This window comes from Pandoraea pulmonicola (genome assembly GCF_000815105.2).
Lineage (GTDB): Bacteria > Pseudomonadota > Gammaproteobacteria > Burkholderiales > Burkholderiaceae > Pandoraea > Pandoraea pulmonicola.
Map to the genome: position 1 here is coordinate 565,039 of NZ_CP010310.2, position 23,753 is coordinate 588,791.

Sequence of the window (23,753 nt, forward strand, 5' to 3'; positions counted from 1 at the left end):
ACCGTGGGGCATCAACACCAGACGTTGGCAGCGCTGTCGCGGACTTCTCCCGCGACACGAGACGGATCGGAAGATGGTCCGGCGCTGCGCGTGGACGGCGATTTCCTGCGGCCGGCCACGCCGGTCTTCGCGACGATCGACGGGCTGTGTGCCGCACCGGTCCGTCTGAAGCTCGAAGGACTGAATCCGGCGGGGTCGATCAAGCTCAAGACGGCGCTGCAGTTGATCGAGGACCTGGAGGCGGCCGGTCGCATTCAGCGCGATACGCATATCGTTGAATCGTCGTCGGGCAACCTGGGCGTTGCGCTTGCGTTGGTGTGCGCCAATCGTGGCTATCGCTTCACCTGCGTCACCGATCCGAATACCCCGCGGCATGCCGTGCGGATCATGCAGTCGTCGGGCGCCCATGTCGTCCGCGTGGAACGACGTGATGCACAAGGCGGTTTCCTCGGCACACGCATTGCGTGGGTGCGAGCGCAGGTGCAGAAGGACGCGCGCTGGCTCTGGCTCAACCAGTATGCCAATCCGGCCAATTGGCGAGCGCACTATCGATGGACCGCGCCGGAAATCTTCGCGGCCTTTCCCCGCGTCGACCATCTGTTCGTTGGCGCGGGTACGACCGGAACGTTGCTCGGATGCTTGCGATATGTGCGTGCATATCGATTGTCCACGCGCGTCGTCGCGGTGGATGCCGTGGGGTCCGTGACGTTCGGCGGCCCACCCGGGACGCGTCGAATTCCCGGACTCGGCACCAGTTGCCGGCCGCCGCTGTGCGAGCCGCCACACGCCGAACCGCCCGACGCCATCATCCACGTCCCCGAGCCGGAGACATTGCGAATGTGCTGCGCCTTGGCGCAGCGAGGGCTGTTGGCGGGCGGTTCCTCCGGCAGCGTGTTGCGTGCCGTGCAGATGTCGGGTGCGGACATCGCGTCGGGCGAGACAGTCGTCGCCATCGCGCCGGACATGGGCGACAAGTATCTGGATACCGTCTACGACCCCGATTGGGCCGCGACGTACTTCGCGGATATGCCGACTCACTGCGCCACGTCGCCGGTCGTCCAAACCGGGAGTCCCGCATGGACATGAATTTTCCACAACCTCAATTTCGCGTTTTCACCGCCGAGCAGGTCGACACTGCGATCCGCGACGAGCGGCACGCCGTGCTCGATATCGTCGAAGCGGCGTATCGGGCCCATCACGCGGGGCGAACGGTCAATCCGGAGAGTCAGTTTCTGCGTTTTCCCGAGGGTGAACGCAATCGCATCATCGCGTTGCCGGCGCATATCCGTGACCGCGGCGGCGACGGTGTGACAGGCATCAAGTGGATATCGAGTTTTCCGGAGAACATCGAACGCGGCATGCCTCGCGCGTCGGCCGTCCTCATCCTGAATGATCTGGCGACGGGCTACCCGATGGCATGCATGGAAGCGAGCCACATCAGCGCGGCGCGAACCGCTGCGAGCGCGATCAGCGCGTTGCGCTGTCTGGCGAGGGGAAGCTCGGCGGGGACCGTGCGCGTCGCATTCATCGGGGCGGGGGTCATTGCCCGGCATGTGGCGGAGTGGCTGCCATTGGCGGCGCTGCCGATCGATCGGGTGACGGTGCACGACATCAATCCGGAATATGCCGATGGGCTCGCGCGTAGGATAGGTGCTGCACTGTGCTCCGCATGTTCGACCGAAGCCTCACTCGAGACCGCTATTCGAAGCGCGGACGTTGTCGTGTTCACCACGACGGCATCGACGCCCTACGTTGTGAACCCGGGATGGTTTTCGCATTGTCCACTCGTCTTGCATCTTTCGCTGCGCGATCTGGCGCCGGCGATCATTCTGACCTCTCACAACGTGGTCGATGACGTCGATCACTGTCTGCGTGCGCAGACCTCGCTCCATCTCGCCGAAGCGCAAGCCGGTCATCGCCGCTTCGTGATCACCTCGCTACCCGATCTGTTGTGCGGCGGCGAATCGCCACCACGCGACAGGCCCGTGGTGTTCTCGCCTTTCGGCATGGGGATTCTCGACATTGCCGTCGGGCGCTGGATCTACGAACGGCTTGCCGCGCAACAGCCGCCCATCCCCCGTTTTTTCAACGATATGCAACGCGCATGACCTTAGCTTCCACCAGCCCCTCGTCTCACCATATCGCTTCGCCTGGCGCCGAAGGTTTCGCCGACGTGCTCGTCGGTCTCCAGTACGGCGACGAAGGCAAGGCAAAAATCATCGACGCGCTCGCCCCCGGATACGATGTGATCGCCCGGTTCAACGGCGGCGCCAACGCCGGGCATACCATCGACACGCCACTGGGACGCATCTCCCTGAAGCAGTTGCCCTCAGGCGTGTTCCACCCGCACGCAGCGCTCTACATCGGTTCCGGTTGTGCGATCAATCTCTGGAAGCTTGCCGAGGAGATCGAGCAACTGCGCGACATGGGTGTGTGTCTCGAAGGGCGTCTTCGCATCAGCGCGCGTGCGGCGTTGGTGCAGCCGCATCACATCGCGCTTGATCGCCGCGGCAGCAGTGCTATCGGTACCACTGGCAATGGCATCGGTCCGTGCTACGCCGATCGCGCTCTGCGCGTGCGCAACGACGCACGTGTCAATCTGATGATCGGCGATTTGCTGGAGAACGAGGCGAACGCCGTATCGTCAATGCGCGTTGCATTCACGCGGATGGTCAATGCGGACGGCGGCACGTCGCCGTGGATTGCCGAAATGTCGGACCTTTTAATGTCGCTGCCCGCCGTCGCGAAAACACTGCACGCGTACATCGAACCGGATCGAAGCTGGCTTACGAGTCGTGTGCAGGAAGGCGCGCGCGTATTGTTCGAAGGCGCGCAATCGGTGTTGCTCGATGTGGTGGATGGTAGTCAGCCGTATGTCACATCGAGCCACACGGTCCCCGCCTACGCCTATGTGGGCGGCGATCTCGCGCCGAAGTACCACCGCCGCACGATTGGGGTGGCCAAAGCCATCATGTCGCGGGTCGGGCGCGGGCCGTTTCCTTCGGAGTTGGGGGGCGAGCGTTCTGCAACGTACTGCCATGACGCCGCGCAGAAGCAAGTCAGCGCAGCGCACGAACGGGAGCAGCACGCCCCTGACGAGCTGCTGCGCTCACGAGATCCATTCGACATTGGCACCGCGCTGCGCATGCTGACCGGCGAATACGGCACCGGAACCGGACGGCCCAGGCGCATTGGCATGCTGGATCTGGCGCAATTGCGGGAAGTCGTCCGCGCTCACGCCGTGGACTGCGTCTATCTCAACAAGGTCGATTGCCTGTCGCACTACCAGCAGACCGCCTACCAGGGCGTGCCGATGCGGGTGCCGTGCGATGTGCTGCCGAGCGAAGCCATGCCGGATGTGCTGATCTACCCCGGCCTCACGGAGCGGTCGATCTCGCTCGGACGGGGAGGCACGCTGGATTCCGCCATGAACGGCTTCGTCGATTTCGTCGAACGGCATATCGGCGCACCACTCGCCGGTATCGGTCTGGGGCCCGAACGCGCCAGTCTGGTGACGCTGTCGGCACATGAGACGGCGTCGGTCGCCAGTGCGCCGAAGGGGATGTCGACGCATGCCTGACGCGCGGCAACCGGTTGCCGACCTAGGGGGGGCCTCCGAGGGGCGGGGCGTCCCCGCCGCATCGGCTCGACCATGGCCCGAGGGCGCTGCCGTGGTTCGATGCCGCACGGAGGCGCCGTTCCCGCCGCTGCAGTCGAGCCATCTGTTCTTCAATGCATCGCTGATGCCATACGTCGCGCATCGGCTGGTTCGCGAACGCGGAAAGACGGCGAGGCAGCAACTGAGCGCCCGGCGTCTCGCGGACTATCTGAACAAGACGGAGCGGGTGGAGCTGCATATCGTGAATCGCGCAGTGGAGCAGATGCTCGACCTCGAACCGGGCGTGTCGGTGGGGCGTGACGATTTGCTCGCCGTCTATACCGATGAGGGATTCCACACGTGGATGATGGCGCGCTTTCGCGAGCGTCTGCACGCGACCACCGGCGTTACGTTGCCGCAAGCGCCTTCGCCGAGCGTCGCGCGCGTGCTGGCGCTGTGCGAGGCGGTGCCACCGGCACGTCGCGGACTCGCGATGATCGCGGCGGCGACCGTGACCGAGACGCTGATCACCGGAACGCTGCGACGAGCCGGTGCCAGCGATGAAATCTATCCACCGGTGGGCGTACTGTTGGCCGAGCACGCCGCGGACGAGATGCGTCACCAGGCGGCCTTCGTCCGTTTCGCCAGCGCATGGGTGCCGTCGTTGTCTTCGGAGGAGCGGGAATGCCTGGACGACCTTCTGCCCGAACTGATGAGCGCGTTTCTCGCACCGGAGCTGGCTTTGTGGCGCGACCATCTTTGTGCGATCGGTCTTGATGGAGACGAGGTGGATCGTGTGCTTCGCGAGAGCGTCGATCCGCTCGAGGTCGCGGCGCAGATGATGGCGGCGGCGCTTGTGCCGCGTCGCCTCTTCGAACGGCTGGGGCTGTCGTGCGCCGATCGCTTCGCACGGCTCGCCAATCGGTGGCGGCCGCCATGACACCTGCGGACACAGAGGCGCGACGCAGCAACACGGCGACGCCACGACACAGTGAAACGACGGGGCGACCCGGTGTCGACAGCGGACGCATTGATCAACCCAGAGAGATCGACCAGGAGGCAACGTGAAGCATCACTGGTTAGCCCCGGACATGACCATGAGCGCGCCGGACTATCGTGCGCTGCTGAGATCCGCGCTCGCTTTCAAACGACGCTATCCCTCGCATACGGAGACGGCGTTGCATGGCAAGACGATCTACTTCCTTTTCTACAACGCGTCGCTACGCACTCGCAGCAGTTTCCAGACCGGGCTGGCACGTATGGGCGGCAATGCCATCGTGCTCGACCCGCACCACGCGATCTATACGCCAGCCTTGCCGGAGGCGGAAATCCCATACACGACGGAGCGTATCGCCGACGTGGCGCGAGTCCTGTCGTCGTATGGAGATGCGATAGCGATCCGGATGTACGGCGAACCCGCAGGATGGGTCTATGGCGCGGCCCACCGGCATCTCGAGGCGTTCGCGCAATGGAGTCAGGTGCCGGTGATCAACATGGAGTGCGATCGATTCCATCCCTGCCAGGCGCTCGCGGACATGATGACGCTGCACGAAAAATTGCACGACCTCGCCGGGCGACGGCTGTGCATCAGTTGGGCATATTCCGGAAGCTGGCACAAGCCGGTGGCGGTGCCGCAAAGCCTGCTGCTCGCAGCGGTCAAGGCCGGTATGGACGTCACGTTAGCCCACCCCGAGCCGCTGGGCCTCGACCCCGAAGTCATGCAAAGCGCAATGCAGTTCGCGGGGCAGACCGGCGCGCGCGTGCGCGTCACGCACGATCTGCGCGACGGGGTGGAGGGGGCACACGCCGTGTACGCGAAATCGTGGTGCAGTCTCGCGCATCTGCCTTTGCGCCATGGAGACCCGCTCGACGAGCGGGCAATGCGGGAGACGTTCGACCGTCATCGCGACTGGTGCGTCGATGGCGATGTCATGCGCCTCGCCGCCCCCAATGCCGGATACCTCCATTGTCTACCGGCGGACCGGGGGCAGGAGGTCGCCGATGAAGTGATCGACGGTGTGTCGTCCTGGGTTTTTCGACAGGCCGCGAATCGCCTGCATGCGCAAAACACGGTCATGGCACAGCTTCTGAATCCGGAGTGCCTCGCATGAGCCCCGCTTTCTCTCATCGATATTCGTGCGTGTGCTGCGCGGCGCCGCAGCCATGGGGCGGCATCCGCTATCGATGCAACATCTGCGGACAGAATCTTCGCATCGAGCGGCTGCTCGACGCCCAATCGCCGCGCGGCGAGGACATCGTCCGCACGTTCCACGGTAGGGGGATGTGGCGCTACGCGTCGCTGCTGCCCGTGGAGCCGAGTTGGGGGAGCCGTCTGGCCGTCGGCGACACACCGCTGATCGACTGCGGCGACGATGAAGGCGTCCATCTCCAGGTGAAGGACGAGGCACGCAATCCGAGCGGATCGCTCAAGGACCGTGCGACGGAAATGGTGCTCGCGGCCGCCAGATTCGCCGGCTGCACGCAGACGATTGCGGCTTCCACGGGCAATGCGGGTGCGTCGCTCGCGTGCATCGCGGCGTCGCAGCGAATGCCGGCGACGGTTATCGTGCCCGCCGGCACCCCGCCCGCCAAGCTGGCACAGATCCACGCGTACGGCGCGAAGGTCGTCGAAATCGACGGCAGCTACGACGATGCCTTCGAGATCGCCGAACGGATATCCGCAGATGTCGATGTGTGTTGTCGCAATACCGGGATCAATCCCTTCACGCGTGAGGGCAAGAAGACGTGCGCGTTCGAGATCGCGGAGGCATTCGAATGGTGCGTCCCGGACTGGGTCGTCGTGCCTACAGGGGACGGGAATATTCTCTCCGGCATCGCCGCCGGTTTTTTCGACCTGTTCTCGCTTGGCATCACGTGCGCCATGCCGCGTCTGCTCGCCGCGCAAGCCGTGACGTCCGACAGCATTACGCGCGACTGGGAGAGCGGCGCCGATCGCACGGGGACGCTCGCGTTTCCGGCGTCGCCGGCGGTTGTCCGTCCGGAGACGGTGGCTGACAGCCTGTCGGTGAGCCGTCCTCGCGACCATCTCGCTGCGTTGCAGGCGTTGCGCGCCACGCAAGGCGCGTGTGTGGCAGTCGACGATGGCGCGATCATGGAGGCCTCCTGCGTGCTCGCTCGGCGCTTCGGTCTGTGGTTCGAGCCGTCGACGGCAACCGGATACGCCGCGCTGCGTGAAAGTCTGGTGAGCGGACGCATTCGCGCGGGTGAGACGGTTGTCCTGCTCGGCACTGGCAGCGGCCTCAAGTCGCCGAACGCGTTTGATGGGGCGATGTCTTGCGCGCCACAACGTTTCACGGAGCGCTCGCCGCAGCCTGCGCCAGGGGTGTATCACCAGGGCCTGGAGGAGCGACGTCGATGACGCGCCCCAGGATCATCGTCCTCGGCGCGGGCGTGAGCGGACTCACCACGGCGGTGACGATGTCGCTCGCCGGGAGCGATGTGACGCTCCACTCGGCAGAAGGGCCTGCGCAAACCACGTCGGCGTTGGCGGCGGCTATCTGGCATCCGTTCTATCAGGCGCCGGACCTCGTCTACCTCGCACGCGCACGTCTGACCTACGACACGATGTGCCGACTTTCCGCCGACGTGTCGTCCGGCGTGAGCATGCGGCCGTTGACCGAGTACTTTCAGCACGATGCCGGCGCACCATGGTGGGCCGACTGCGTCGAGGGACTTGCGCGGGAATCGAAGGCGGCGGTGCCATCGCGCTTCGCGTGTGCCTACCGGATGAACGTCCCCGTAGCCGAACCGGCGCGCTATCTCCGGTATCTCATGGGCATGTTCCTCGACCTTGGGGGCAAGTGCGTATTGCGACACGTCGTTGATCCCGTGCCATTGCTCGACGAAGCGGACTTCGTTGTGAACTGCTGTGGCTATGGCAGCCGGCGGTTCGGCGATCCCGCTGTGTCGCTCTCCCGCGCCGTCGTGCTGCGCGCCGCGCCCGACAACGCCGTACGCGGCTGTTTCATCGACGACTCGGATCCGCAAGCGCCTACGTACATCGTCGAGCGCGACGAGGATATCGTGCTCGGCGGCACAGCGGACCCGGAGCTCACGTCCACCGTCGTTGGCGAGCACCAGATCGAGAGCATCGTGCGGCGTTGCACGGACCTGTGCGAGGGCGTCGGCGCGCTGCGCGTCATCGAGGCGAGGGTGGGCTTCCGGCCGATGCGGTCTTCGGCGCGTGTTGCTCGCGACGATATCCACTCGCGTCTGCTGCACAACTACGGCCACGGCGGCGGCGGTTTCACGCTGTCATGGGGCTGCGCAACGCATGTGCTGCGCCTGGCGGGCATGGAGGCGGCAACGGCATCGCCGATCGTGCCCTCAACCGTCGGTGGCTCACGAGCGGAAGTGGAAAGCGGTGCGTGACGACTTCGGGAGACACCATGGAACTGGATCCGGCAACCCTCGACGAAACGAGCATTTACAACTTCATGATGAGTACGATCCTGCCGCGCCCGATCGCGTGGATCAGTACCATCGATGCGCAGGGACGCACGAACCTTGCCCCGTACGCCTACTTCATGGGCGTGTGCTGCGTGCCGATGACAGTGCTGTTCTGTCCCGTCGTGCCGCCGCCGCCGTTGCGCAAGAAGGACACGCTGCGCAACATCGAAGCGGTGCCGGAATTCGTCGTGAACGTGGCGAGTGCCTCGTGCATCGACGCCGTGAATCTCTCGGCTGCACCGTTGCCGCCCGGGGAGTCCGAGTTCGATCTGACGGGCGCGACACCGGTGCCGTCGTCGCGTGTGAGGCCGCCGCGCGTGCAGGAGGCGGCCGTGGCGTTCGAGTGTCGCGTGCGCGACATCATCGAGGTGAGCGCGGCGCCAGGCGGCGGATGGGTCGTGCTCGGTACGGTCCTCGCCGCCCACGTGGACGACGCCTTGCTCGATCCCGCCACGTACCAGGTCGATCTACAGGCGTTAAACCCCGTCGGGCGCCTGGGCGGCGGCACTTTCGTGAACGCGGCGAGCGATACCTTCACGTTGACGCGTTACAAGACGCTCGCCGATCTGGTGCGGCGCACTTGACGGCAGGGGCTGCCGCGCACGCCTCGTCGTCGAGCAACCCATAGTCGCTCGCAAGCTTGGCGGCGCGGTGGCGGCTGGAGACGTCGAATTTGCGCATGACGCTGCGCAGATGAAAGACGACGCCGTGCTCCGAAATAGTGAGAATCCGGCCGATCTCCCACGACGTCTTGCCGCGCGCGACCCACCGCAGGCATTCCCGTTCTCGCGGCGTAAGGACAGGGGCGGCGCGCTGCGCGCCGTCGCGTTGCACGATGCGCCAAACGGCCTCGTGCACATGCGTCGCCAGCACAGCGCCCGCGTGCTGCGTCCACGTGCGGACGCCCGGCGGCCGATGGCGATGGGGCGACGCCAGACTCAACAGTCCCCACGCGCCGGAGGGCGCGAACACCGGATAGGTCACGCCCGAGCGCAACCCGGCAGCCCGTTGCTCATGGAGCAGTTGTCGGGCGTCGGGCGACGCATATATCGAGGGGGCCCATTCGACTGGGGTGATCTGCTGGCATGCCCGCAAGGTGACGGGATCGATGGCGGCGTAGCGCTGCGCCTCGTAGCGCGCTCGCCATGCGGACGGCAGATTGTCGAGCTGGGGTGTCGCCAGTTGTCCGCCGGGCAGCGGAAACTGGCCGCGATAGCTGAAGTACCGCTGCCTGAGCGCGCCGCACAACGATTGCAGGCGGGCCCGCAAGGTATCGAAGTCGGCGGCGGACTGCAGGGAGAGGAGGCCGTCGGCAAACGCGCGGGGTGTGGCGCAACGCATGGCATGCATGGCAGGACGATGTAGGGAACATGTCCCGCTTTTAGCATGGGCAATCCGCGAATGCGCGCGCATGAACGCTGTGACGCACGTGCCGAACGCCGCGACAGACGAGGCCGCAGGGCCGCGACATAACGTCGCACGCGAAATCCCGTACAACGTCTACTGTGAATGCATATCGGACGAATCCCGCAACGCAACGAAAAAATGACGAAGCACGCATGCGGGACACAAAGGAGGCGCGTGTCGATGTCATCCATCGGTCCCACACCCGAACGCAGACGGTATTCAGGACACCACAACGAGTCGTGCTGTATTGCAACGTACCCGTCCCGTCACGCATAGGGAGTATCCCGTAGTTGCGCCACCGATGAAATTTCCAGCTAGGGGAATTACCGGATTTCCCTTTTGCATCAATGAGTTCAGGAGAATGCTATCGCGCATCAAATACTCGGTATCAATGTTGTCGCTTCGAGAATGCGCGTTCTATAATGCGGCAGTTTGTCGCGGCCCGGACGTAACAAGTTCCCGGCCGTCGGACATGAACGACCCAAAATGCCCCATGGGTGACGGCGATGCTCGCAGCCTCTTCTTCCGACGCCGAAACGGCGACGAAGGAATGGACGCACAAGCGCAACTGCGCGATATCGCCGCGCCAGTTTGTCCTGTTCTACCTGTCGTTGGCCGCCGTGTCGCTGGGTGTTGCCTTGATTGCGGCGTGGCGCGGTGGGTGGTTGGTCTTGCCGTTCACAGGCCTGGACTTGCTCGTGGTGGGCATCGCGTTCGTCATTCATGCCCGGCATGCCACAGATTACGAGGTCATTCGGTTGTCGCCCGTGAGCCTTGTGGTCGAGCAACGTTCAGCACAGAGGTTGACGCAGTACGAGTTCAATCCCCGCTGGGTACGCATCGACATCGAGAAGCCGCCGCGAACGCGCATCGTCCTGCGCTCGGGCAGTCGCTCGGTCACCGTCGGAGCCTATCTTGCGCCGCATCGCCGCGAAACGTTTGCGCGCGAGCTGCGCCGTTGTCTTGCCCAACAGGCCTGAGAGAGATGGAGACGATCTCGGGCGACCGCCAGGGAGGATTTGGATGGTAATTTTGGGTAAGGAAGCTATGAAAAAAACGAAACACGCCTTGGCGGCTTTCCTTGCGGGCGCCTCACTGCTCGCCGGCGCTCCGGCACTGGCGGCGGTCACCGATATGCCGGGGGGGCCGGCCGTCAACGAACTCAACTTCCAGCCGCCGGTCACGAAACTCGCGGAAGAGCTCCACAGCCTCCACACCATGATGCTGATCATCTGCCTGGTGATCTTCATCGGCGTGTTCGGCGTGATGTTCTACTCGATCTTCAAGCACCGCAAATCCAAGGGCCATCAACCCGCGAATTTCCATGAAAGCACCACGGTCGAGGTGATCTGGACGGTCGTGCCGTTCATCATCGTGATCCTGATGGCGCTGCCCGCGACCAAGACCGTCGTGGCCATGAAGGACACGACCAACGCCGACATCACCATCAAGGTGACCGGCTATCAATGGAAGTGGGGCTACGACTACCTGAAGGGCGACGGCGAGGGCATCAAGTTCCTCTCCACGCTCACCACGCCGCGCAGCCAGATCGACGGACAGGAGCCGAAGAGCAACACGTACCTCCAGGAAGTCGATAACCCGATGGTCGTGCCGGTCAACAAGAAGGTGCGTCTGATCACCACGGCCAACGACGTCATCCACTCGTTCTATGTGCCGGCGTTCGGCATCAAGCAGGATGCCATTCCCGGCTTCGTGCGCGACACCTGGTTCAAGGCCGAGAAGGTCGGCGAGTACCGCGGCTTCTGCACCGAACTGTGCGGCAAGGAGCACGCGTTCATGCCGGTGGTGGTCAAGGTCGTCTCGCAAGAGGACTACGACAAGTGGGTCGCATCGCAGAAGAAGCTGATGGCGGCGTCCGCCGACGATCCGAACAAGACCTATACCGTGCAGGAACTGATGGAGCGCGGCCAGAAGGTTTACAGCGCGAACTGCGCGGTCTGTCACCAGCCCAACGGCAAGGGCGGCGGCGCGTTCCCGGCGCTCGACGGCGGCAAGATCGTGACGGGCCCGGTGGCCGACCACATCAGCATCGTGCTCCACGGCAAGAACGCCATGCCCAACTGGTCGCATCTGAACGATGTGGAGTTGGCCGCGGTGATTACGTTCGAGCGTAATTCGTGGAGCAACAAGACCGGTGACGTGGTTCAGCCGGCGCAGGTGCGCGAGGCGCGCGGCAACAAGTCGGCAAACGCCGGCGGGGCCGTCGACGCGGACGCGGCGAAGAACAGTTAAGTCGTTCGACCAGTTCGAAGCAAGGAGATTGGGTATGAGTTCCATCGCTCACGATCACGTGGCGGGTCACGACGATCACGCGCACGACCATCCGCACGGGTGGCGTCGCTGGCTGTTCGCGACGAATCACAAGGACATCGGCACGATGTACATGATCTTCTCGTTCGTCATGCTGCTCTCGGGCGGTGTGATGGCGCTGATGATCCGTGCGGAGTTGTTCGAGCCGGGCTTGCAGTTCATTCGTCCGGAGTTCTTCAATCAGCTCACCACCATGCACGGCCTGGTGATGATTTTCGGCGCGATCATGCCGGCGTTCGTGGGCTTCGCGAACTGGATGATCCCGCTGCAGATCGGCGCCTCGGACATGGCGTTCGCGCGCATGAACAACTTCAGCTTCTGGCTGCTGCCGGTCGGCGGCCTGCTGCTGATCTCGTCGTTCCTCGTGCCGGGCGGCGCCACCGCCGCGGGCTGGACGATGTACGCGCCGCTGTCGGTGCAGATGGGCCCGGGCCAGGATCTGGCGATCTTCGGCGCGCACATTCTGGGGGCGTCGTCGATCATGGGCGCCATCAACATCATCGTGACGATCCTGAACATGCGCGCACCGGGCATGACGCTCATGAAGATGCCGATGTTCGTGTGGACGTGGCTCATCACCGCCTATCTGCTGATCGCCGTGATGCCGGTGCTCGCCGGTGCGATCACGATGCTGCTCACGGATCGTCACTTCGGCACGTCGTTCTTCAACGCGGCCGGCGGCGGCGACCCGGTCATGTACCAGCACATCTTCTGGTTCTTCGGACACCCGGAGGTGTACATCATGATTCTGCCGGCGTTCGGCATCGTCTCGCAGGTGATTCCGGCGTTCTCGCGCAAGCCGCTGTTCGGCTATAGCTCGATGGTGTACGCCACGGCGTCGATCGCGATCCTGTCGTTCATGGTGTGGGCGCACCACATGTTCGTGACGGGCATGCCGGTCACGGGCCAGTTGTTCTTCATGTACGCCACGATGCTGATTTCCGTGCCCACGGGCGTGAAGGTCTTCAACTGGGTGGCCACGATGTGGAAGGGCTCGCTCACGTTCGAGACGCCGATGCTCTTCGCCGTCGGCTTCCTCTTCGTGTTCACGATGGGCGGCTTCACGGGGCTGATGCTCTCGCTCGCACCGCTCGACATTCAGATGCACGGCACTTACTACGTGGTGGCGCACTTCCACTACGTGCTGGTGGCCGGGTCGCTCTTCGCGTTGTTCTCAGGGTTCTATTACTGGGTACCGAAGTGGACCGGCCACATGTACAACGAGTGGCGCGGCAAGTTCCACTTCTGGGGCTCGCTCATCACGTTCAACGTGACGTTCTTCCCGATGCACTTCCTGGGCCTGGCCGGCATGCCGCGTCGCTATGCCGACTATCCGGCGCAGTTCACGGACTTCAACCAACTGGCCACGATCGGCGCCTTCGGCTTCGGCCTGATGCAGGTGTACTTCCTGTTCTTCGTGGCGCTGCCCGCATGGCGCGGCGGCCCGGCTGCGGAAGCCAAGCCGTGGGATGGCGCGGAAGGTCTGGAGTGGACCGTGCCGAGCCCGGCGCCGTTCCACACGTTCGAGACGCCGCCGAAGGTGCATTGAACATGGCATTGAGTCGGGAGCAGCGCGCGAGGAATTTGCGCACGGGGCTGATTCTGGCCTCGGTGGTGGCGGTCTTCTTCATCGGTGTGATGATCAAGACCAAGCTGTTGGGCGGTATCTGAGCCGCGTGCTCCGCGTTGGGCGTGGAGCGTGCTGACAAGGCGAATATGGGCATGGGCGGGTTGCGACGGATCAATGCGAGCACCTTCGGCAAGCTGTTGCTGCTGGTCGCGGTGATGTTCGGTTTCGGGTACGCGATGGTGCCGTTCTACCGCGCGTTCTGCGATCTCGTGGGCATCAACCAGTTGGGGCATCGCACGAGCGAGGTCGCCGCCCGCAATTCGCAGGTCGACGAGAGCCGCACCATTACCGTGGAGTTCGACGCGAACGCGCAGGGCCCGCTGCGGTTCAAGCCGGCGAAGAGCAGTCTGACGGTGCACCCCGGGCAGATCGCCACCATCGAATACGAGGTGGCGAATCAACAGCCGCACGAGGTGCGCGCGCAGGCGATTCCGAGCTACGCCCCGGCGCAGGCCGCGAGCTACTTCAAGAAGATCGAGTGTTTCTGTTTCACGCAGCAGACGCTGCAGGCCGGCGAGGCCAAGGAGTTTCCGGTGGTGTTCGTGGTCGACACGAAACTGCCCAAGGATGTGAATACGATTACGCTGTCCTATACTTTTTTCGATCTCGGCAAGAACGACGCGAACCAACGCGCCGACGTGTCCACGCCGGCACAACCAGGCGAGGTGACGGGAAATGCAACAGGAGGGGGCAAGGGCAGCAATGGATGACCTGAAGGAGGCGACCCGGCGCAAGCTGTCATTCGTCCAGACCGTCAAAGCGGTGTTCTGGTCGTTTTTCGGTGTGCGCAAGGGGCGCGATCATGACCGCGACATGGCACAGCTCAACCCTGTGCATCTGATCCTGGCGGGACTGATCGGGGGCATCCTGTTTGTCGTGGCGCTGGTGTTTCTGGCGAGACTCGCCATCCGGCTCGCGACGTAAGCGGCATTGTCCGGCGGCCGCGCAGCACAACGAGGTGCGGGGCGCCGGCAGTCGGCAAAGACAAAGAGAACCAAGCCTGGAGAGATAAGAATGAGTGGTCAACACCAAACGGCGCCTTACTACTTCGTGCCGGCCCCATCGCGCCATCCGGTGAGCTGCAGCGTCGGCCTGCTGGTGGTGCTCGGCTCGGCCGCCGCCTGGGTCAACGGACAGTCGTGGGCACCCTGGACGGCACTCGCCGGCCTGCTGTGGGTGCTCTGGGTGCTGCGCAGCTGGTTCGGCGACTCGATCGCCGAATCGGAAGGCGGCCTGTATGGCAAGCGCATCGACGTGTCCTACCGCTGGGGCATGAGCTGGTTCATCTTCTCCGAAGTGATGTTCTTCGCGGCCTTCTTCGGCGCGCTGTTCTACGCACGCACGCTGGCCATGCCGTGGCTCGGCGACCTCGACAACAAGCTGCTGTGGCCCGACTTCACGGCCGTGTGGCCGAACACCGGCCCGGCGGGGGTCGTCGACGCATTCGAGACGATGGGCCCGTGGCCGATCCCGACGCTCAACACGGCGCTGCTGCTGACCTCCGGCGTCACGCTCACGATCTCGCACCATGCGCTGCGCGCCAACCATCGCGGCAGCGCGATCTTCTGGCTGTTCGCGACCGTCGTGCTGGGCTTCGTGTTCCTCGGCTTCCAGGCCTACGAATATCACCACGCCTACACTGAGCTGAACCTGAAGCTGACCTCGGGCGTGTACGGCTCGACGTTCTTCCTGCTCACCGGCTTTCACGGCTTCCACGTGATGATGGGCGCGATCATGCTCACCGTCATGATGATCCGTCTGATGAAGGGGCACTTCACGCCGGAGCACCACTTCGGCTTCGAAGGCGCCGCCTGGTACTGGCACTTCGTGGATGTGGTGTGGCTGGGTCTGTACGTGGTGGTCTACTGGCTCTGACGCCGTAGCCCACACACATTCAGGGGCGCCGCCGGAATCCGGCGGCGTTTCCATTTGAGGCGCCGTGAGAGGTGGGATCGGGCGGGAACCGGGAAGTGCCGACGGGCGGTGGCGAATGGTGACGAGTGGTGGTGCGGACGATTGGCCGATCGGCCCATTGGTCATTCGCTATCGGTCGTCAGGCCATCGGGCCACCGAGCCATCAGGTCTTGATGGCAGTGGAATGCGGCCTTATGTCGCAGCGGGCCGCGTCATGGGGAAGTCGCGGCGCGATGCGTCGGTCATCGACGCCACGTCGGCCTGGGGAAGGCGGTTGCGATGCGGTGCGGCGATTTGCCGCAGGTGCGCGGCGCGGGACTCAGTATCTTATGCCCGTGCTGTGGATCCAGCCCATCCAGTTCGCGAACAGGATGAGCAGGAACAGCGTCACCGACAGGCCGACGCGCACCATGAGCGAATGCACGGTGCGATTCGATCGACCTTTGTCCCGCATCATGAAGAACAATGCGGACGCCAGACTGCCGAGAATCAGGACGAAGGCGATGGCAACGATGATGCGCATGATGTGTCCGATGACGGGAATTCCTCATTATCGGGCAACGGGCACTCGCTGGCACGCTGCAATGCGGTGTGAAGCGTTGCGGTCCGACGCGCCGTCAGACAAGGAACGTACGTGTTGAAAACCCTTTTGCGCGGCATGCGTCCCGTGCCGGCGCTGCTGATCGTGCTGGGTGTGCTGCTCACCGCGGCGCTGGGCGTGTGGCAGTACCAGCGCGCGCAGATGCGACTCGCGCGTCAGGCGCAGATCGAACACGCCGAACGGGCGCCGGTGATCACGCTCGACGCGCGCGCGCGTGCCTTGGGCGACGTGGAGAATCGGCGCGTGCGCGTCACCGGTCGCTTTCTGCGCAACCGCGTGGTGTATCTGGATAATCGTCCGCGCAACGAGCTGCCGGGCTTCTACGTGGTGATGGCGCTGCAGGTGGCGTCCGAGCGCGTGGTGTTGATCAATCGCGGTTGGCTGCCGCGCGATCTGCGCGATCGCACGGCCATCATGCCGTACTCGACCCCCGAGGGCGACGTGACCATCGAAGGCATCGCGCAGCCCGATCCGTCGCGCGCGTTCGAGCTCGGCCGCGGGGGGTCGGCCGCAGGCATGCCGATCCGGCAGAATCTGGATGTGGCGGAATATGCGCGCGAGACGTCGCTGCCGCTACAACCGTTCGTGATCATGCAGACGAACGACACGGGCGATCACCTGCTGCGCGACTGGCCGGCGCCGGCGAGCGGCGCGGATCGCAACTATGGTTATATGGCGCAATGGTTCGGCATGTCGCTGATCCTGGCGCTGTTGGGGCTGCGTCTGGCCTACCGGCGCGGCCGGCAGTTGGCGCTGGCCGGTGACAACTTGACGCGGACATGAGGCGAGCATGAGGGCAGAGGTGAGTACCGGACGCACGGCGGAGGCCGCTGATCCGACAGACCCGGCGCAGCGGCGTCGCGCGCGGCGCATGCTGGTGTTGCTGTTCGCGGTGTGCGCCGCACCGGCCGTCGCGGCTTACTTGATGTATTACGTGTTCAAGCCGCAGGGTGGCACGTCGGCCTACGGCAGGCTGATCGAGCCGCAGCGGCCGCTGCCCGCGCTGGTGGTGCGCGACGACGAAACCGGCGAGACGCTGCCGCTCTCGTCGCTCAAGGGCAAATGGCTGATGATCAGCGCGGACACCGCCGCTTGCGACGAGAACTGCGTGAGCAAGCTTTTCTATATGCGGCAAATCCGCGTATTGCAGGGCAACGAGCGCACGCGCGTGGAAACGCTCTGGCTCGTGACCGACGATGCCGCCGTGTCCGACAGGATCGATAACGCGTACGAAGACACGCGCCGCCTGCGGGCCGATCCGGTGGCGCTGGCGAGTTGGCTGCCGACGCAGGAGGGCACCGGCCTGCGCGACCATATCTATCTGGTCGACCCGTTGGGCAACCTGATGATGGCGTTCCCGAAGAACGCCGATCCGGGCAGGATCAAGAGCGACCTGTCGCGACTGCTCAAGTGGTCCGGGACGGGTTGAGTCCCGACGGCCGTAGGCGACATGAGGGGGTGCGAGATGGCGCCCGGACGGGCAACCGATGAGCAACGCCGCGCGCCACCGGCCGCGCGAAATGACGAAGAACTGACGCAAAACGCATGCTTTACCTTCTGGAACTGGGCTTCATCGGCCTGTGCATTGCGGTGCTGCCGCTCGCCTGGGTGCTGCTGCGCCGGGACGCGAACAAGTACCGCAAGCTGGCCTGGGTGACGACCTTTCTCACGCTCGACCTGATCATGTTCGGCGGCTTCACGCGTCTCACGGACTCGGGGTTGGGCTGTCCCGACTGGCCGGGGTGCTACGGCACATCGTCGCCGTTCGCCGCGCACGCGGACATCCATGCCGCACAGTCGCTGCTGCCCACGGGGCCGGTCACGTTCGTCAAGGCGTGGATCGAGATGATCCACCGCTACTTCGCCATGGCCGTGGGCGTGCTCATCATCGCCCTGATGGTGACGGCCTGGGTCAAGCGCCGCGAGCTGAAGCAGTCGCCGTGGCTCGCGACGTGGCTGTTCGTTCTCGTGTGTGTGCAGGGCGCGTTCGGCGCGTGGACCGTCACCATGAAACTGCAGCCGGTCATCGTCACGACGCACTTGATGTTGGCGCTCACTCTGTTGGGTTCGCTCGTCTGGCTGGCATCCCGCCAGATGCCGCTCGCGAGTGTGGCGGCCGATCCGGGCGCCCTGCGCTGGCGTTGGGCGGCGCTGATCGGGCTGGCGCTGCTGGTCTTCCAGATCGCCCTCGGTGGCTGGGTGAGCACCAACTACGCCGTGCTGGCGTGCACGGATTTCCCGACGTGCCAGGGCCAATGGGTGCCTTCGATGGATTTCCACAACGGCTTCAAGCTGTGGCGCGAGCTCGGCAGGACAGCCGGCGGCGAGGTGATTCCGATGGAGGCGCTGGTCGCGATTCACTGGGTGCACCGGACCTTTGCCGTCCTGGTGGTGATGTACCTGGCGTGGCTGGCGAGTCGGCTGCGACGTCATGCCGCGCTGCGCCGCCCGTCGATTCTGGTATTGATACTGGTGTTCGTGCAGTTCGCGACCGGACTGTCGAACATCGTTTTTCAATGGCCGCTGCTCAATGCCATCGCCCACAACGGCGGGGCGGCGATCCTGCTGCTGTTACTCGTTATGTTAAACTACCGCATTCGCGCCGCCAGGACAGCGTCTGTTGCGGCGCCCCTTGCGGCCGGCCCGAACGATCGGGCAGATCTTCCCGCCCGCCAGAAGCCCCTCCCCGCCGCGGAGCCGGCTGCCGCATCACTCGCTGGCGCCCCGACTGGCTCGGCGTAGCGCATTGCCTCTGAGTGTATGAAAAGCACGACCCTTCCCCATCCGCCCGCCAACCGCATCGCACAGTACTGGGCTCTGACCAAGCCCCGTGTGACGCAGCTTGCCGTGTTCTGTGCCGTCATCGGCATGTTCCTGTCCACGCGCGGCATGGTGCCGTGGCAGGTGCTGATCGGCGGCACCATCGGCATCTGGCTGCTGGCCGGTTCGGCGTTCGCGGTCAATTGCCTGATCGAGCAGCGTGTCGACGCCCTGATGCGCCGCACCGCATGGCGTCCGTCCGCACGCGGCGAGATCGCGCCGTGGCAGATCATCGTCTTCTCGACGATCCTGGGCGCCGCCGGCATGGCGGTGCTCTACACGTTCACCAACGCGCTCACGATGTGGCTCACGCTCGCCACCTTCGTCGGCTACGCGCTCATCTACACCATCATCCTCAAGCCTTCCACGCCGCAGAACATCGTGATCGGCGGCGCCTCGGGCGCCATGCCGCCGGCGCTCGGCTGGGCGGCCGCGACCGGCGCCGTGCCGGCCGACGCTTGGATCCTGGTGCTGATCATTTTCGTCTGGACGCCGCCGCACTTCTGGGCGCTCGCGCTCTATCGGCGTCAGGACTACGTGAATTCGGGCCTGCCGATGCTGCCGATCACCCACGGCGAGAAGTACACGCGTCTGCAGATCCTGCTCTACAGCGTGGTGCTGTTTGCCGTGTCGCTGCTGCCGTTCGCGCATCGCATGAGCGGCTACCTGTATCTCGTCTCGGCCGTGGTGCTCTCGGGCATCTTCCTGGGCTATGCAGTGAAGCTCTGGCGCAACTATTCGGATGCGCTCTCGCGTTCCATGTTCCGCTATTCGATCGTCTACCTGTCGCTGCTGTTCGCGGCGCTGCTGATCGATCACTACGTTCAGATTTTCCTGCTCGGCTAAGGCCGAACTTGTCGTGGTCGCGTGCGCCTACCGCACAGCGCTCACGTGAAGCATGACGACAGGCGCGTTACGGTATTTCTGGCCGGCGCGCCTGTTGTCTTTTCGTCAACGTGTTTTCTCTCACCGTTCGGGGTCATTCGTCCATGAAGCTGGCTGTCATCTGGTTGCGTCGCGTAATGTTGCTGATGGGGCTTTCTCTTGTGCTGGCTGCGTGCAGCAAGGAGGGCCCGTCGTTCCAGAGTCTCGATATCACAGGCAACAAGGAGTTCGCCCAGGACTTCTCGCTGCAGGACCCGCAGGGCAAGACGCGCACGCTTGCCGACTACAAGGGCAAGGCCGTGGTGATGTTCTTCGGCTACACGCATTGCCCGGACGTTTGCCCGACCACCATGGCGGAACTCAACCAGGTCATGCAGAAGCTCGGTGACGACGCGCAGCGCGTGCAGGTCGTTTTCGTGACGGTCGATCCGCAGCGTGACACCGCCGAGCTCATGGGGCAGTACGTGCCGGCGTTCAACCCGGCGTTCGTGGGGCTGCGTCCGGCCGACGACGCGGCGCTCAAGGAAGTGACGAAGTCGTTCCGCGTGGTCGTGAACAAGGTCGAAGGCTCCACGCCGAACAACTACACCATCGACCATACGGCTGGCATCTATGTCTTCGATCCGAAGGGGCAACTGCGCCTTTTCATGCGTCCGGACGAACCGGTCGATGCCATGGCCAAGGATCTGAAGACGCTGCTGAGCTGACGCCGGCATTCCCGTCGCGCACCGCGCCGAAATGAAAAAACGCGCCCCGAGAGGCGCGTTTTTTCATGGGCCACCGCCAGGGTGGCCCGTCGAGCGAAGCCGCCGCTCAGTTGTCTTCCTGGCTGCGACGTTCGAGGTCGTCATGCGCTTCGAACCACATCACGTTGATGATGCCGAACGCGAGCGCGAGGCCGAGGCCGAGAATCCAAGAGAAGTACCACATGTCGCGACTCCTTGATCAGTACATCGTGTGCGGGTTGTCGTTGACCGTCTCGATCGTCACGCGGCCGCGAATCACGCGATACACCCAGCCGGTGTAAAGCAGGATTATGGGCAGGAAGACGACCACGGCGATCAGCATGATTTGCAGTGTGAGCTGGCTCGAGCTCGCGTCCCATAGCGTAAGGCTGCTGCCCGGCGCGGTGGCCGACGGCATCACGAACGGGAACATCGAGAAGCCGGCCGTCAGGATGATGCCGGCCATCATCAGCCCCGTGACGACGAACGTCCACGCGTAGGCGCGGCTCGTGGCGAGCAGGGCGGCGAGCAACGCACACAGGCAGGCGACGACGGGCGCGGCGATCATCCACGGATGCGTCTGATAGTTCGTGAGCCACAGGCCCGGACCGGTGACGACCTGCTTGAGCAGCGGGTTGGCCGGCGCGTCGGTGGCGGGCGCCTGCGTGATGGCGAAGCCGTCCACGTGCGTGGCGACGAGCACCCCGGCAACGAGGAACAGCAGCAGCGTGCCGAGCGCCGTGAGGCGCATGATGCGTCCCGCGCGCTCCGCGACCACCGGGTCGGCCTTCATGCGCAGGTGTGCGGCGCCGTGCGTGAGCAGCATGAGCAGGCTCACCAGTCCGCACAGCAGCGCGAACGGGTTGAGCAGCGCCCAGAACGAGCCCGTGTAAGTCGAGCGCATGGTGTTGTCGAACGAGAACGGCAGGCCGAGCAGAAGGTTGCCGAACGCCACGCCGAACACCAGCGACGGCACCACGCTGCCGACGAACAGCGCCCAGTCCCACGAATTGCGCCAGCGCGCGCTGGGCAGCTTGTTGCGGTAGTCGAAGCCGACCGGCCGCAGGAACAGTGCGAAGAGCACGAGCAGCAGCGCCCAGTACAGACCCGAGAAGGCGGCGGCGTAGACTAGCGGCCACGCGGCGAACATGGCGCCGCCGGCGGTCACGAACCAGACCTGGTTGCCTTCCCACGTGGGAGCGACGGTGTTGATGATGACGCGGCGCTCCGCGTCGGTCTTGCCGAGGAAGGGCAGCAGCGTGCCGGTGCCCATGTCGAAGCCGTCGAAGAAGGCGAACCCGATCAGCAGCACGCCGATGAGTACCCACCAGATCAGTTTGAGGACGGTGTAATCGATCATCATGATGTGTGTCTCCCTGACGATCAGACCGAGGTCGCCGTACGGTCGGCCGCGAGCGCGGCGCCGTTGGTGACTTCTGTCTCGAAGTGATAGCGGCCGGTGTGCAGCGACGACGGGCCGAGCTTGACGTACTTCACCATCAGGAACATTTCAATGATGAGCAGCGCGGTGTAGAAGACGATGAAACCCGCGAGGCTCAGGTACAGGTCGCCGGCGGAAAGCGACGACGTCGAGAGGTGCGTCGGCAGAATGCCTGCGATGGTCCACGGCTGACGGCCCACTTCGGCGACGATCCAGCCGAACTCCGCCGCGAGCCACGGCAGCGGGATCGCCCATACCGTCCAGCGCAGGAACCAGGCCGAGCGCGGCTTGAGCAGGCGACGGCGCGCGCACAGCCAGAAGGCCCACAGGAACGTGAACAGGAACAGGAAGCCCAGGCCGACCATGATCCGGAACGACCAGAACACGGGGGCGACCGGCGGGATGGTGTCGTTCGCGGCCATGTGGATCTGTTCCGGCGTGGCGTCGACGACGTTCGCCGTGTACTTCTTGAGCAGCAGGCCGTAGCCGAGATCGTCCTTGTACTTGTCGAACTCGGCGCGCACGGCCGGCGACTTGTCGCCGCTGCGCAGCTTCTCGAGCGCGGCGAAGGCGAGCATGCCGCGCTTGATGTTCTCCTTGTGCTCGTCACGCAACTGCGTGAGACCGATCACGGGCGTGTCGACCGAGCGCGTGGCGATCAGCCCCATCGCCCAGGGAATCTTCACCGCGAAGTCGGTGCGCTCTTCCTTCTGGTTCGGGAAGCCGAACAGCGTGAACGATGCGGGCGGCTTGGCCGTCTCCCACTCGGCTTCGATGGCCGCGAGCTTGACCTTCTGCGCTTCGCCCGTGGTGTAGCCCGATTCGTCGCCCAGCACGATGACCGAGAGCGTCGAGGCGAGGCCGAAGCCGGCCGCGACCGCGAACGAGCGCAGCGCGAACGGCACGTCGCGACGCTTGAGCAGATACCAGGCGGAAATGCCGAGCACGAACATGGCGGCGGTCACGTAGCCGGCGGAGAGCGTATGCACGAACTTCACCTGCGACACGGGGTTGAAGACCACGTCCCAGATGCTGTCGAGTTCCATGCGCATGGTCTCGTAGTTGAAGTGCGCGCCGACCGGATTGTTCATCCAGCCGTTGGCCACGAGAATCCACAACGCCGAGAGGTTCGAGCCGAGCGCCACGGCGAAGGTGGTCGCCAGGTGGCCGATGCGCGAGAGCTTGTTCCAGCCGAAGAAGAACAAACCCACGAAGGTGGCTTCCAGGAAGAACGCCATCAGGCCCTCGATCGCAAGCGGCACACCGAAGATGTCGCCGACGTAGTGCGAGTAGTAGGCCCAGTTGGTGCCGAACTGGAATTCGAGCGTGAGACCAGTGGTCACGCCCATCGCGAAGTTGATCAGGAAGAGCTTGCCCCAGAACTGGGTCATGTCCTTGTAGACCTGCTTGCCGGTCATCACATAGACCGACTCCATGATGACAAGCAGCCACGACAGGCCCAGCGTGAGCGGGACGAACAGGAAGTGATACAGCGCCGTTATGGCGAATTGCAGGCGCGAGAGGTCGACGACTTCGCTACTGATCATGGCGGACACCTTGACTTGGGGTGGGGGATGGCGTTTCGACGGCTTGCGGCCCGATCAGGGCGCGGGCCACGACGTCCGGCGGCAATTGCATGTGCTTGGCCATCGGTGCATCGAAGAACGCATGTTTCAGAATGAACAGGAGTACTACCTTGATCGCGAGAACGATCAGGATTTCTGCCATGAAACGGGAAGGGCGCGTGCGCCAGCGGTTGATCAGCCAGGCGAGAGGGCCGGAGGCGGCGGAGCGTGGCGCCCCGGCGGATGCCGCCGTGGCGGGAGGCTTCAGACTGCTAGGAGAGTGGGTGTCCATCCGTGACGGCTCCTGGCGTCGAAAGTCGTTTTGTTGGGAACAGCGTCGACTCCCGGCGCATTTTGCCCTATCGC

Annotated in this window: 25 protein-coding genes and 1 pseudogene; 20 read left to right on the forward strand and 6 right to left on the reverse strand. The window is 64.4% G+C overall.

The window, feature by feature from the left end:
- Positions 1–3: 3 nt before the first annotated feature.
- The 8 genes from sbnA (at position 4) to RO07_RS02520 (ending at position 8,652) form a co-directional block, all read left to right on the forward strand.
- Positions 4–1,086, forward strand: a complete 1,083-nt coding sequence (gene sbnA, locus RO07_RS02485) for a 2,3-diaminopropionate biosynthesis protein SbnA (protein ID WP_237171360.1) — start codon at positions 4–6, stop codon at positions 1,084–1,086.
- Positions 1,077–2,108 (forward strand): 2,3-diaminopropionate biosynthesis protein SbnB, encoded by a 1,032-nt coding sequence (gene sbnB / locus RO07_RS02490; RefSeq protein ID WP_039407792.1) that lies wholly within the window; start codon positions 1,077–1,079, stop codon positions 2,106–2,108. Before sbnA ends, sbnB begins: the two co-directional genes overlap by 10 nt.
- Entirely contained in the window at positions 2,105–3,580 is a 1,476-nt protein-coding gene (locus RO07_RS02495) for an adenylosuccinate synthetase (protein WP_052266955.1), read from the forward strand. The genes sbnB and RO07_RS02495 overlap by 4 nt, the downstream gene beginning before the upstream one ends.
- Before the next feature lie 91 nt (positions 3,581–3,671).
- Complete coding sequence (locus RO07_RS02500) at positions 3,672–4,538, forward strand: diiron oxygenase (protein WP_039407793.1); 867 nt, start codon at positions 3,672–3,674, stop codon at positions 4,536–4,538.
- 124 nt (positions 4,539–4,662) lie between these two features.
- Positions 4,663–5,709: an ornithine carbamoyltransferase gene (locus RO07_RS02505; protein WP_147284567.1), complete on the forward strand. Its 1,047-nt coding sequence runs from the start codon at positions 4,663–4,665 to the stop codon at positions 5,707–5,709.
- Entirely contained in the window at positions 5,706–6,977 is a 1,272-nt protein-coding gene (locus RO07_RS02510) for a threonine synthase (RefSeq protein WP_052266957.1), read from the forward strand. The genes RO07_RS02505 and RO07_RS02510 overlap by 4 nt, the downstream gene beginning before the upstream one ends.
- Positions 6,974–7,990 (forward strand): FAD-dependent oxidoreductase, encoded by a 1,017-nt coding sequence (locus RO07_RS02515; RefSeq protein ID WP_039407794.1) that lies wholly within the window; start codon positions 6,974–6,976, stop codon positions 7,988–7,990. Before RO07_RS02510 ends, RO07_RS02515 begins: the two co-directional genes overlap by 4 nt.
- Positions 7,991–8,007: 17 nt before the next feature.
- Complete coding sequence (locus RO07_RS02520) at positions 8,008–8,652, forward strand: flavin reductase family protein (protein WP_039407795.1); 645 nt, start codon at positions 8,008–8,010, stop codon at positions 8,650–8,652.
- Here RO07_RS02520 and RO07_RS02525 read toward each other — a convergent pair.
- The gene (locus tag RO07_RS02525; RefSeq protein WP_052266958.1) at positions 8,603–9,418 is read right to left on the reverse strand and encodes a helix-turn-helix transcriptional regulator; all 816 of its coding nucleotides are present in this window, start codon (positions 9,416–9,418) and stop codon (positions 8,603–8,605) included. The genes RO07_RS02520 and RO07_RS02525 overlap by 50 nt on opposite strands.
- A 563-nt stretch (positions 9,419–9,981) precedes the next feature.
- On the opposite strand from RO07_RS02525, the gene RO07_RS02530 reads away from it, so the two are divergent.
- From RO07_RS02530 to RO07_RS02555, 7 genes and pseudogenes are all read left to right on the forward strand, one after another.
- Complete coding sequence (locus RO07_RS02530; RefSeq protein WP_039407797.1) at positions 9,982–10,455, forward strand: DUF2244 domain-containing protein; 474 nt, start codon at positions 9,982–9,984, stop codon at positions 10,453–10,455.
- 43 nt (positions 10,456–10,498) lie between these two features.
- A pseudogene (coxB, locus tag RO07_RS02535) lies at positions 10,499–11,725 on the forward strand (cytochrome c oxidase subunit II); the annotation flags it as partial.
- A gap of 37 nt (positions 11,726–11,762) precedes the next feature.
- Positions 11,763–13,355, forward strand: coding sequence for a cytochrome c oxidase subunit I (gene ctaD, locus RO07_RS02540; protein WP_039407800.1), 1,593 nt, complete (start codon positions 11,763–11,765; stop codon positions 13,353–13,355).
- A gap of 2 nt (positions 13,356–13,357) precedes the next feature.
- Positions 13,358–13,477, forward strand: a complete 120-nt coding sequence (locus RO07_RS26440; protein ID WP_218026549.1) for a cytochrome oxidase small assembly protein — start codon at positions 13,358–13,360, stop codon at positions 13,475–13,477.
- A gap of 51 nt (positions 13,478–13,528) precedes the next feature.
- Positions 13,529–14,146 carry a cytochrome c oxidase assembly protein gene (locus RO07_RS02545; RefSeq protein ID WP_052266959.1) on the forward strand — a complete coding sequence of 206 codons (618 nt, stop codon included), beginning with the start codon at positions 13,529–13,531 and terminating at the stop codon, positions 14,144–14,146.
- The gene (locus tag RO07_RS02550; RefSeq protein ID WP_039407803.1) at positions 14,139–14,360 is read left to right on the forward strand and encodes a DUF2970 domain-containing protein; all 222 of its coding nucleotides are present in this window, start codon (positions 14,139–14,141) and stop codon (positions 14,358–14,360) included. The genes RO07_RS02545 and RO07_RS02550 overlap by 8 nt, the downstream gene beginning before the upstream one ends.
- Positions 14,361–14,450: 90 nt before the next feature.
- A complete protein-coding gene (locus tag RO07_RS02555) occupies positions 14,451–15,311 on the forward strand; it encodes a cytochrome c oxidase subunit 3 (RefSeq protein WP_039407805.1) in 861 nt (286 codons plus the stop codon).
- A gap of 358 nt (positions 15,312–15,669) precedes the next feature.
- Here RO07_RS02555 and RO07_RS02560 read toward each other — a convergent pair whose 3' ends face one another.
- The gene (locus tag RO07_RS02560; RefSeq protein ID WP_023597799.1) at positions 15,670–15,873 is read right to left on the reverse strand and encodes a twin transmembrane helix small protein; all 204 of its coding nucleotides are present in this window, start codon (positions 15,871–15,873) and stop codon (positions 15,670–15,672) included.
- A 135-nt stretch (positions 15,874–16,008) separates the two neighbouring features.
- Here RO07_RS02560 and RO07_RS02565 point away from each other — a divergent pair, with 135 nt between their 5' ends.
- From RO07_RS02565 to RO07_RS02585, 5 genes are all read left to right on the forward strand, one after another.
- Positions 16,009–16,734 carry an SURF1 family protein gene (locus RO07_RS02565; protein WP_039414012.1) on the forward strand — a complete coding sequence of 242 codons (726 nt, stop codon included), beginning with the start codon at positions 16,009–16,011 and terminating at the stop codon, positions 16,732–16,734.
- A gap of 7 nt (positions 16,735–16,741) precedes the next feature.
- Entirely contained in the window at positions 16,742–17,380 is a 639-nt protein-coding gene (locus RO07_RS02570) for an SCO family protein (RefSeq protein ID WP_052266960.1), read from the forward strand.
- 116 nt (positions 17,381–17,496) lie between these two features.
- Positions 17,497–18,693 (forward strand): COX15/CtaA family protein, encoded by a 1,197-nt coding sequence (locus tag RO07_RS02575; RefSeq protein WP_039407811.1) that lies wholly within the window; start codon positions 17,497–17,499, stop codon positions 18,691–18,693.
- 18 nt (positions 18,694–18,711) lie between these two features.
- Entirely contained in the window at positions 18,712–19,617 is a 906-nt protein-coding gene (gene cyoE, locus RO07_RS02580) for a heme o synthase (RefSeq protein WP_039407812.1), read from the forward strand.
- Between the two features lie 143 nt (positions 19,618–19,760).
- Positions 19,761–20,363, forward strand: coding sequence for an SCO family protein (locus tag RO07_RS02585; RefSeq protein WP_039407813.1), 603 nt, complete (start codon positions 19,761–19,763; stop codon positions 20,361–20,363).
- 106 nt (positions 20,364–20,469) lie between these two features.
- On the opposite strand, the gene cydX is transcribed toward RO07_RS02585, so the two are convergent.
- Genes cydX through cydP form a run of 4 tightly spaced genes read right to left on the reverse strand, consistent with a single transcriptional unit; the run spans position 20,470 to position 23,679 of the window.
- Positions 20,470–20,586 (reverse strand): cytochrome bd-I oxidase subunit CydX, encoded by a 117-nt coding sequence (gene cydX / locus RO07_RS02590; protein ID WP_039407815.1) that lies wholly within the window; start codon positions 20,584–20,586, stop codon positions 20,470–20,472.
- 15 nt (positions 20,587–20,601) lie between these two features.
- Positions 20,602–21,738, reverse strand: coding sequence for a cytochrome d ubiquinol oxidase subunit II (gene cydB, locus RO07_RS02595; RefSeq protein WP_039414013.1), 1,137 nt, complete (start codon positions 21,736–21,738; stop codon positions 20,602–20,604).
- Positions 21,739–21,764: 26 nt separating this feature from the next.
- Positions 21,765–23,369 carry a cytochrome ubiquinol oxidase subunit I gene (locus RO07_RS02600; protein WP_039407817.1) on the reverse strand — a complete coding sequence of 535 codons (1,605 nt, stop codon included), beginning with the start codon at positions 23,367–23,369 and terminating at the stop codon, positions 21,765–21,767.
- Positions 23,359–23,679 carry a cytochrome oxidase putative small subunit CydP gene (gene cydP, locus RO07_RS25685; RefSeq protein WP_072636936.1) on the reverse strand — a complete coding sequence of 107 codons (321 nt, stop codon included), beginning with the start codon at positions 23,677–23,679 and terminating at the stop codon, positions 23,359–23,361. The genes RO07_RS02600 and cydP overlap by 11 nt, the downstream gene beginning before the upstream one ends.
- Positions 23,680–23,753 lie beyond the last annotated feature (74 nt).

Bases quoted from the DNA above. Each gene is read 5' to 3' on its own strand.
- RO07_RS26440 (WP_218026549.1), top strand. From the start codon at position 13,358: ATGGCATTGAGTCGGGAGCAGCGCGCGAGGAATTTGCGCACGGGGCTG.
- RO07_RS02565 (WP_039414012.1), top strand. From the start codon at position 16,009: ATGCGTCCCGTGCCGGCGCTGCTGATCGTGCTGGGTGTGCTGCTCACC.
- RO07_RS02495 (WP_052266955.1), top strand. From the start codon at position 2,105: ATGACCTTAGCTTCCACCAGCCCCTCGTCTCACCATATCGCTTCGCCT.
- cydX (WP_039407815.1), bottom strand. From the start codon at position 20,586: ATGTGGTACTTCTCTTGGATTCTCGGCCTCGGCCTCGCGCTCGCGTTC.
- cydP (WP_072636936.1), bottom strand. From the start codon at position 23,679: ATGGACACCCACTCTCCTAGCAGTCTGAAGCCTCCCGCCACGGCGGCA.
- ctaD (WP_039407800.1), top strand. From the start codon at position 11,763: ATGAGTTCCATCGCTCACGATCACGTGGCGGGTCACGACGATCACGCG.
- RO07_RS02530 (WP_039407797.1), top strand. From the start codon at position 9,982: ATGCTCGCAGCCTCTTCTTCCGACGCCGAAACGGCGACGAAGGAATGG.
- RO07_RS02560 (WP_023597799.1), bottom strand. From the start codon at position 15,873: ATGCGCATCATCGTTGCCATCGCCTTCGTCCTGATTCTCGGCAGTCTG.
- RO07_RS02545 (WP_052266959.1), top strand. From the start codon at position 13,529: ATGGGCGGGTTGCGACGGATCAATGCGAGCACCTTCGGCAAGCTGTTG.
- RO07_RS02515 (WP_039407794.1), top strand. From the start codon at position 6,974: ATGACGCGCCCCAGGATCATCGTCCTCGGCGCGGGCGTGAGCGGACTC.
- RO07_RS02525 (WP_052266958.1), bottom strand. From the start codon at position 9,418: ATGCATGCCATGCGTTGCGCCACACCCCGCGCGTTTGCCGACGGCCTC.
- RO07_RS02510 (WP_052266957.1), top strand. From the start codon at position 5,706: ATGAGCCCCGCTTTCTCTCATCGATATTCGTGCGTGTGCTGCGCGGCG.
- sbnB (WP_039407792.1), top strand. From the start codon at position 1,077: ATGGACATGAATTTTCCACAACCTCAATTTCGCGTTTTCACCGCCGAG.
- RO07_RS02555 (WP_039407805.1), top strand. From the start codon at position 14,451: ATGAGTGGTCAACACCAAACGGCGCCTTACTACTTCGTGCCGGCCCCA.
- RO07_RS02570 (WP_052266960.1), top strand. From the start codon at position 16,742: ATGAGGGCAGAGGTGAGTACCGGACGCACGGCGGAGGCCGCTGATCCG.
- RO07_RS02520 (WP_039407795.1), top strand. From the start codon at position 8,008: ATGGAACTGGATCCGGCAACCCTCGACGAAACGAGCATTTACAACTTC.
- RO07_RS02550 (WP_039407803.1), top strand. From the start codon at position 14,139: ATGGATGACCTGAAGGAGGCGACCCGGCGCAAGCTGTCATTCGTCCAG.
- RO07_RS02575 (WP_039407811.1), top strand. From the start codon at position 17,497: ATGCTTTACCTTCTGGAACTGGGCTTCATCGGCCTGTGCATTGCGGTG.
- RO07_RS02585 (WP_039407813.1), top strand. From the start codon at position 19,761: ATGAAGCTGGCTGTCATCTGGTTGCGTCGCGTAATGTTGCTGATGGGG.
- RO07_RS02600 (WP_039407817.1), bottom strand. From the start codon at position 23,369: ATGATCAGTAGCGAAGTCGTCGACCTCTCGCGCCTGCAATTCGCCATA.
- cyoE (WP_039407812.1), top strand. From the start codon at position 18,712: ATGAAAAGCACGACCCTTCCCCATCCGCCCGCCAACCGCATCGCACAG.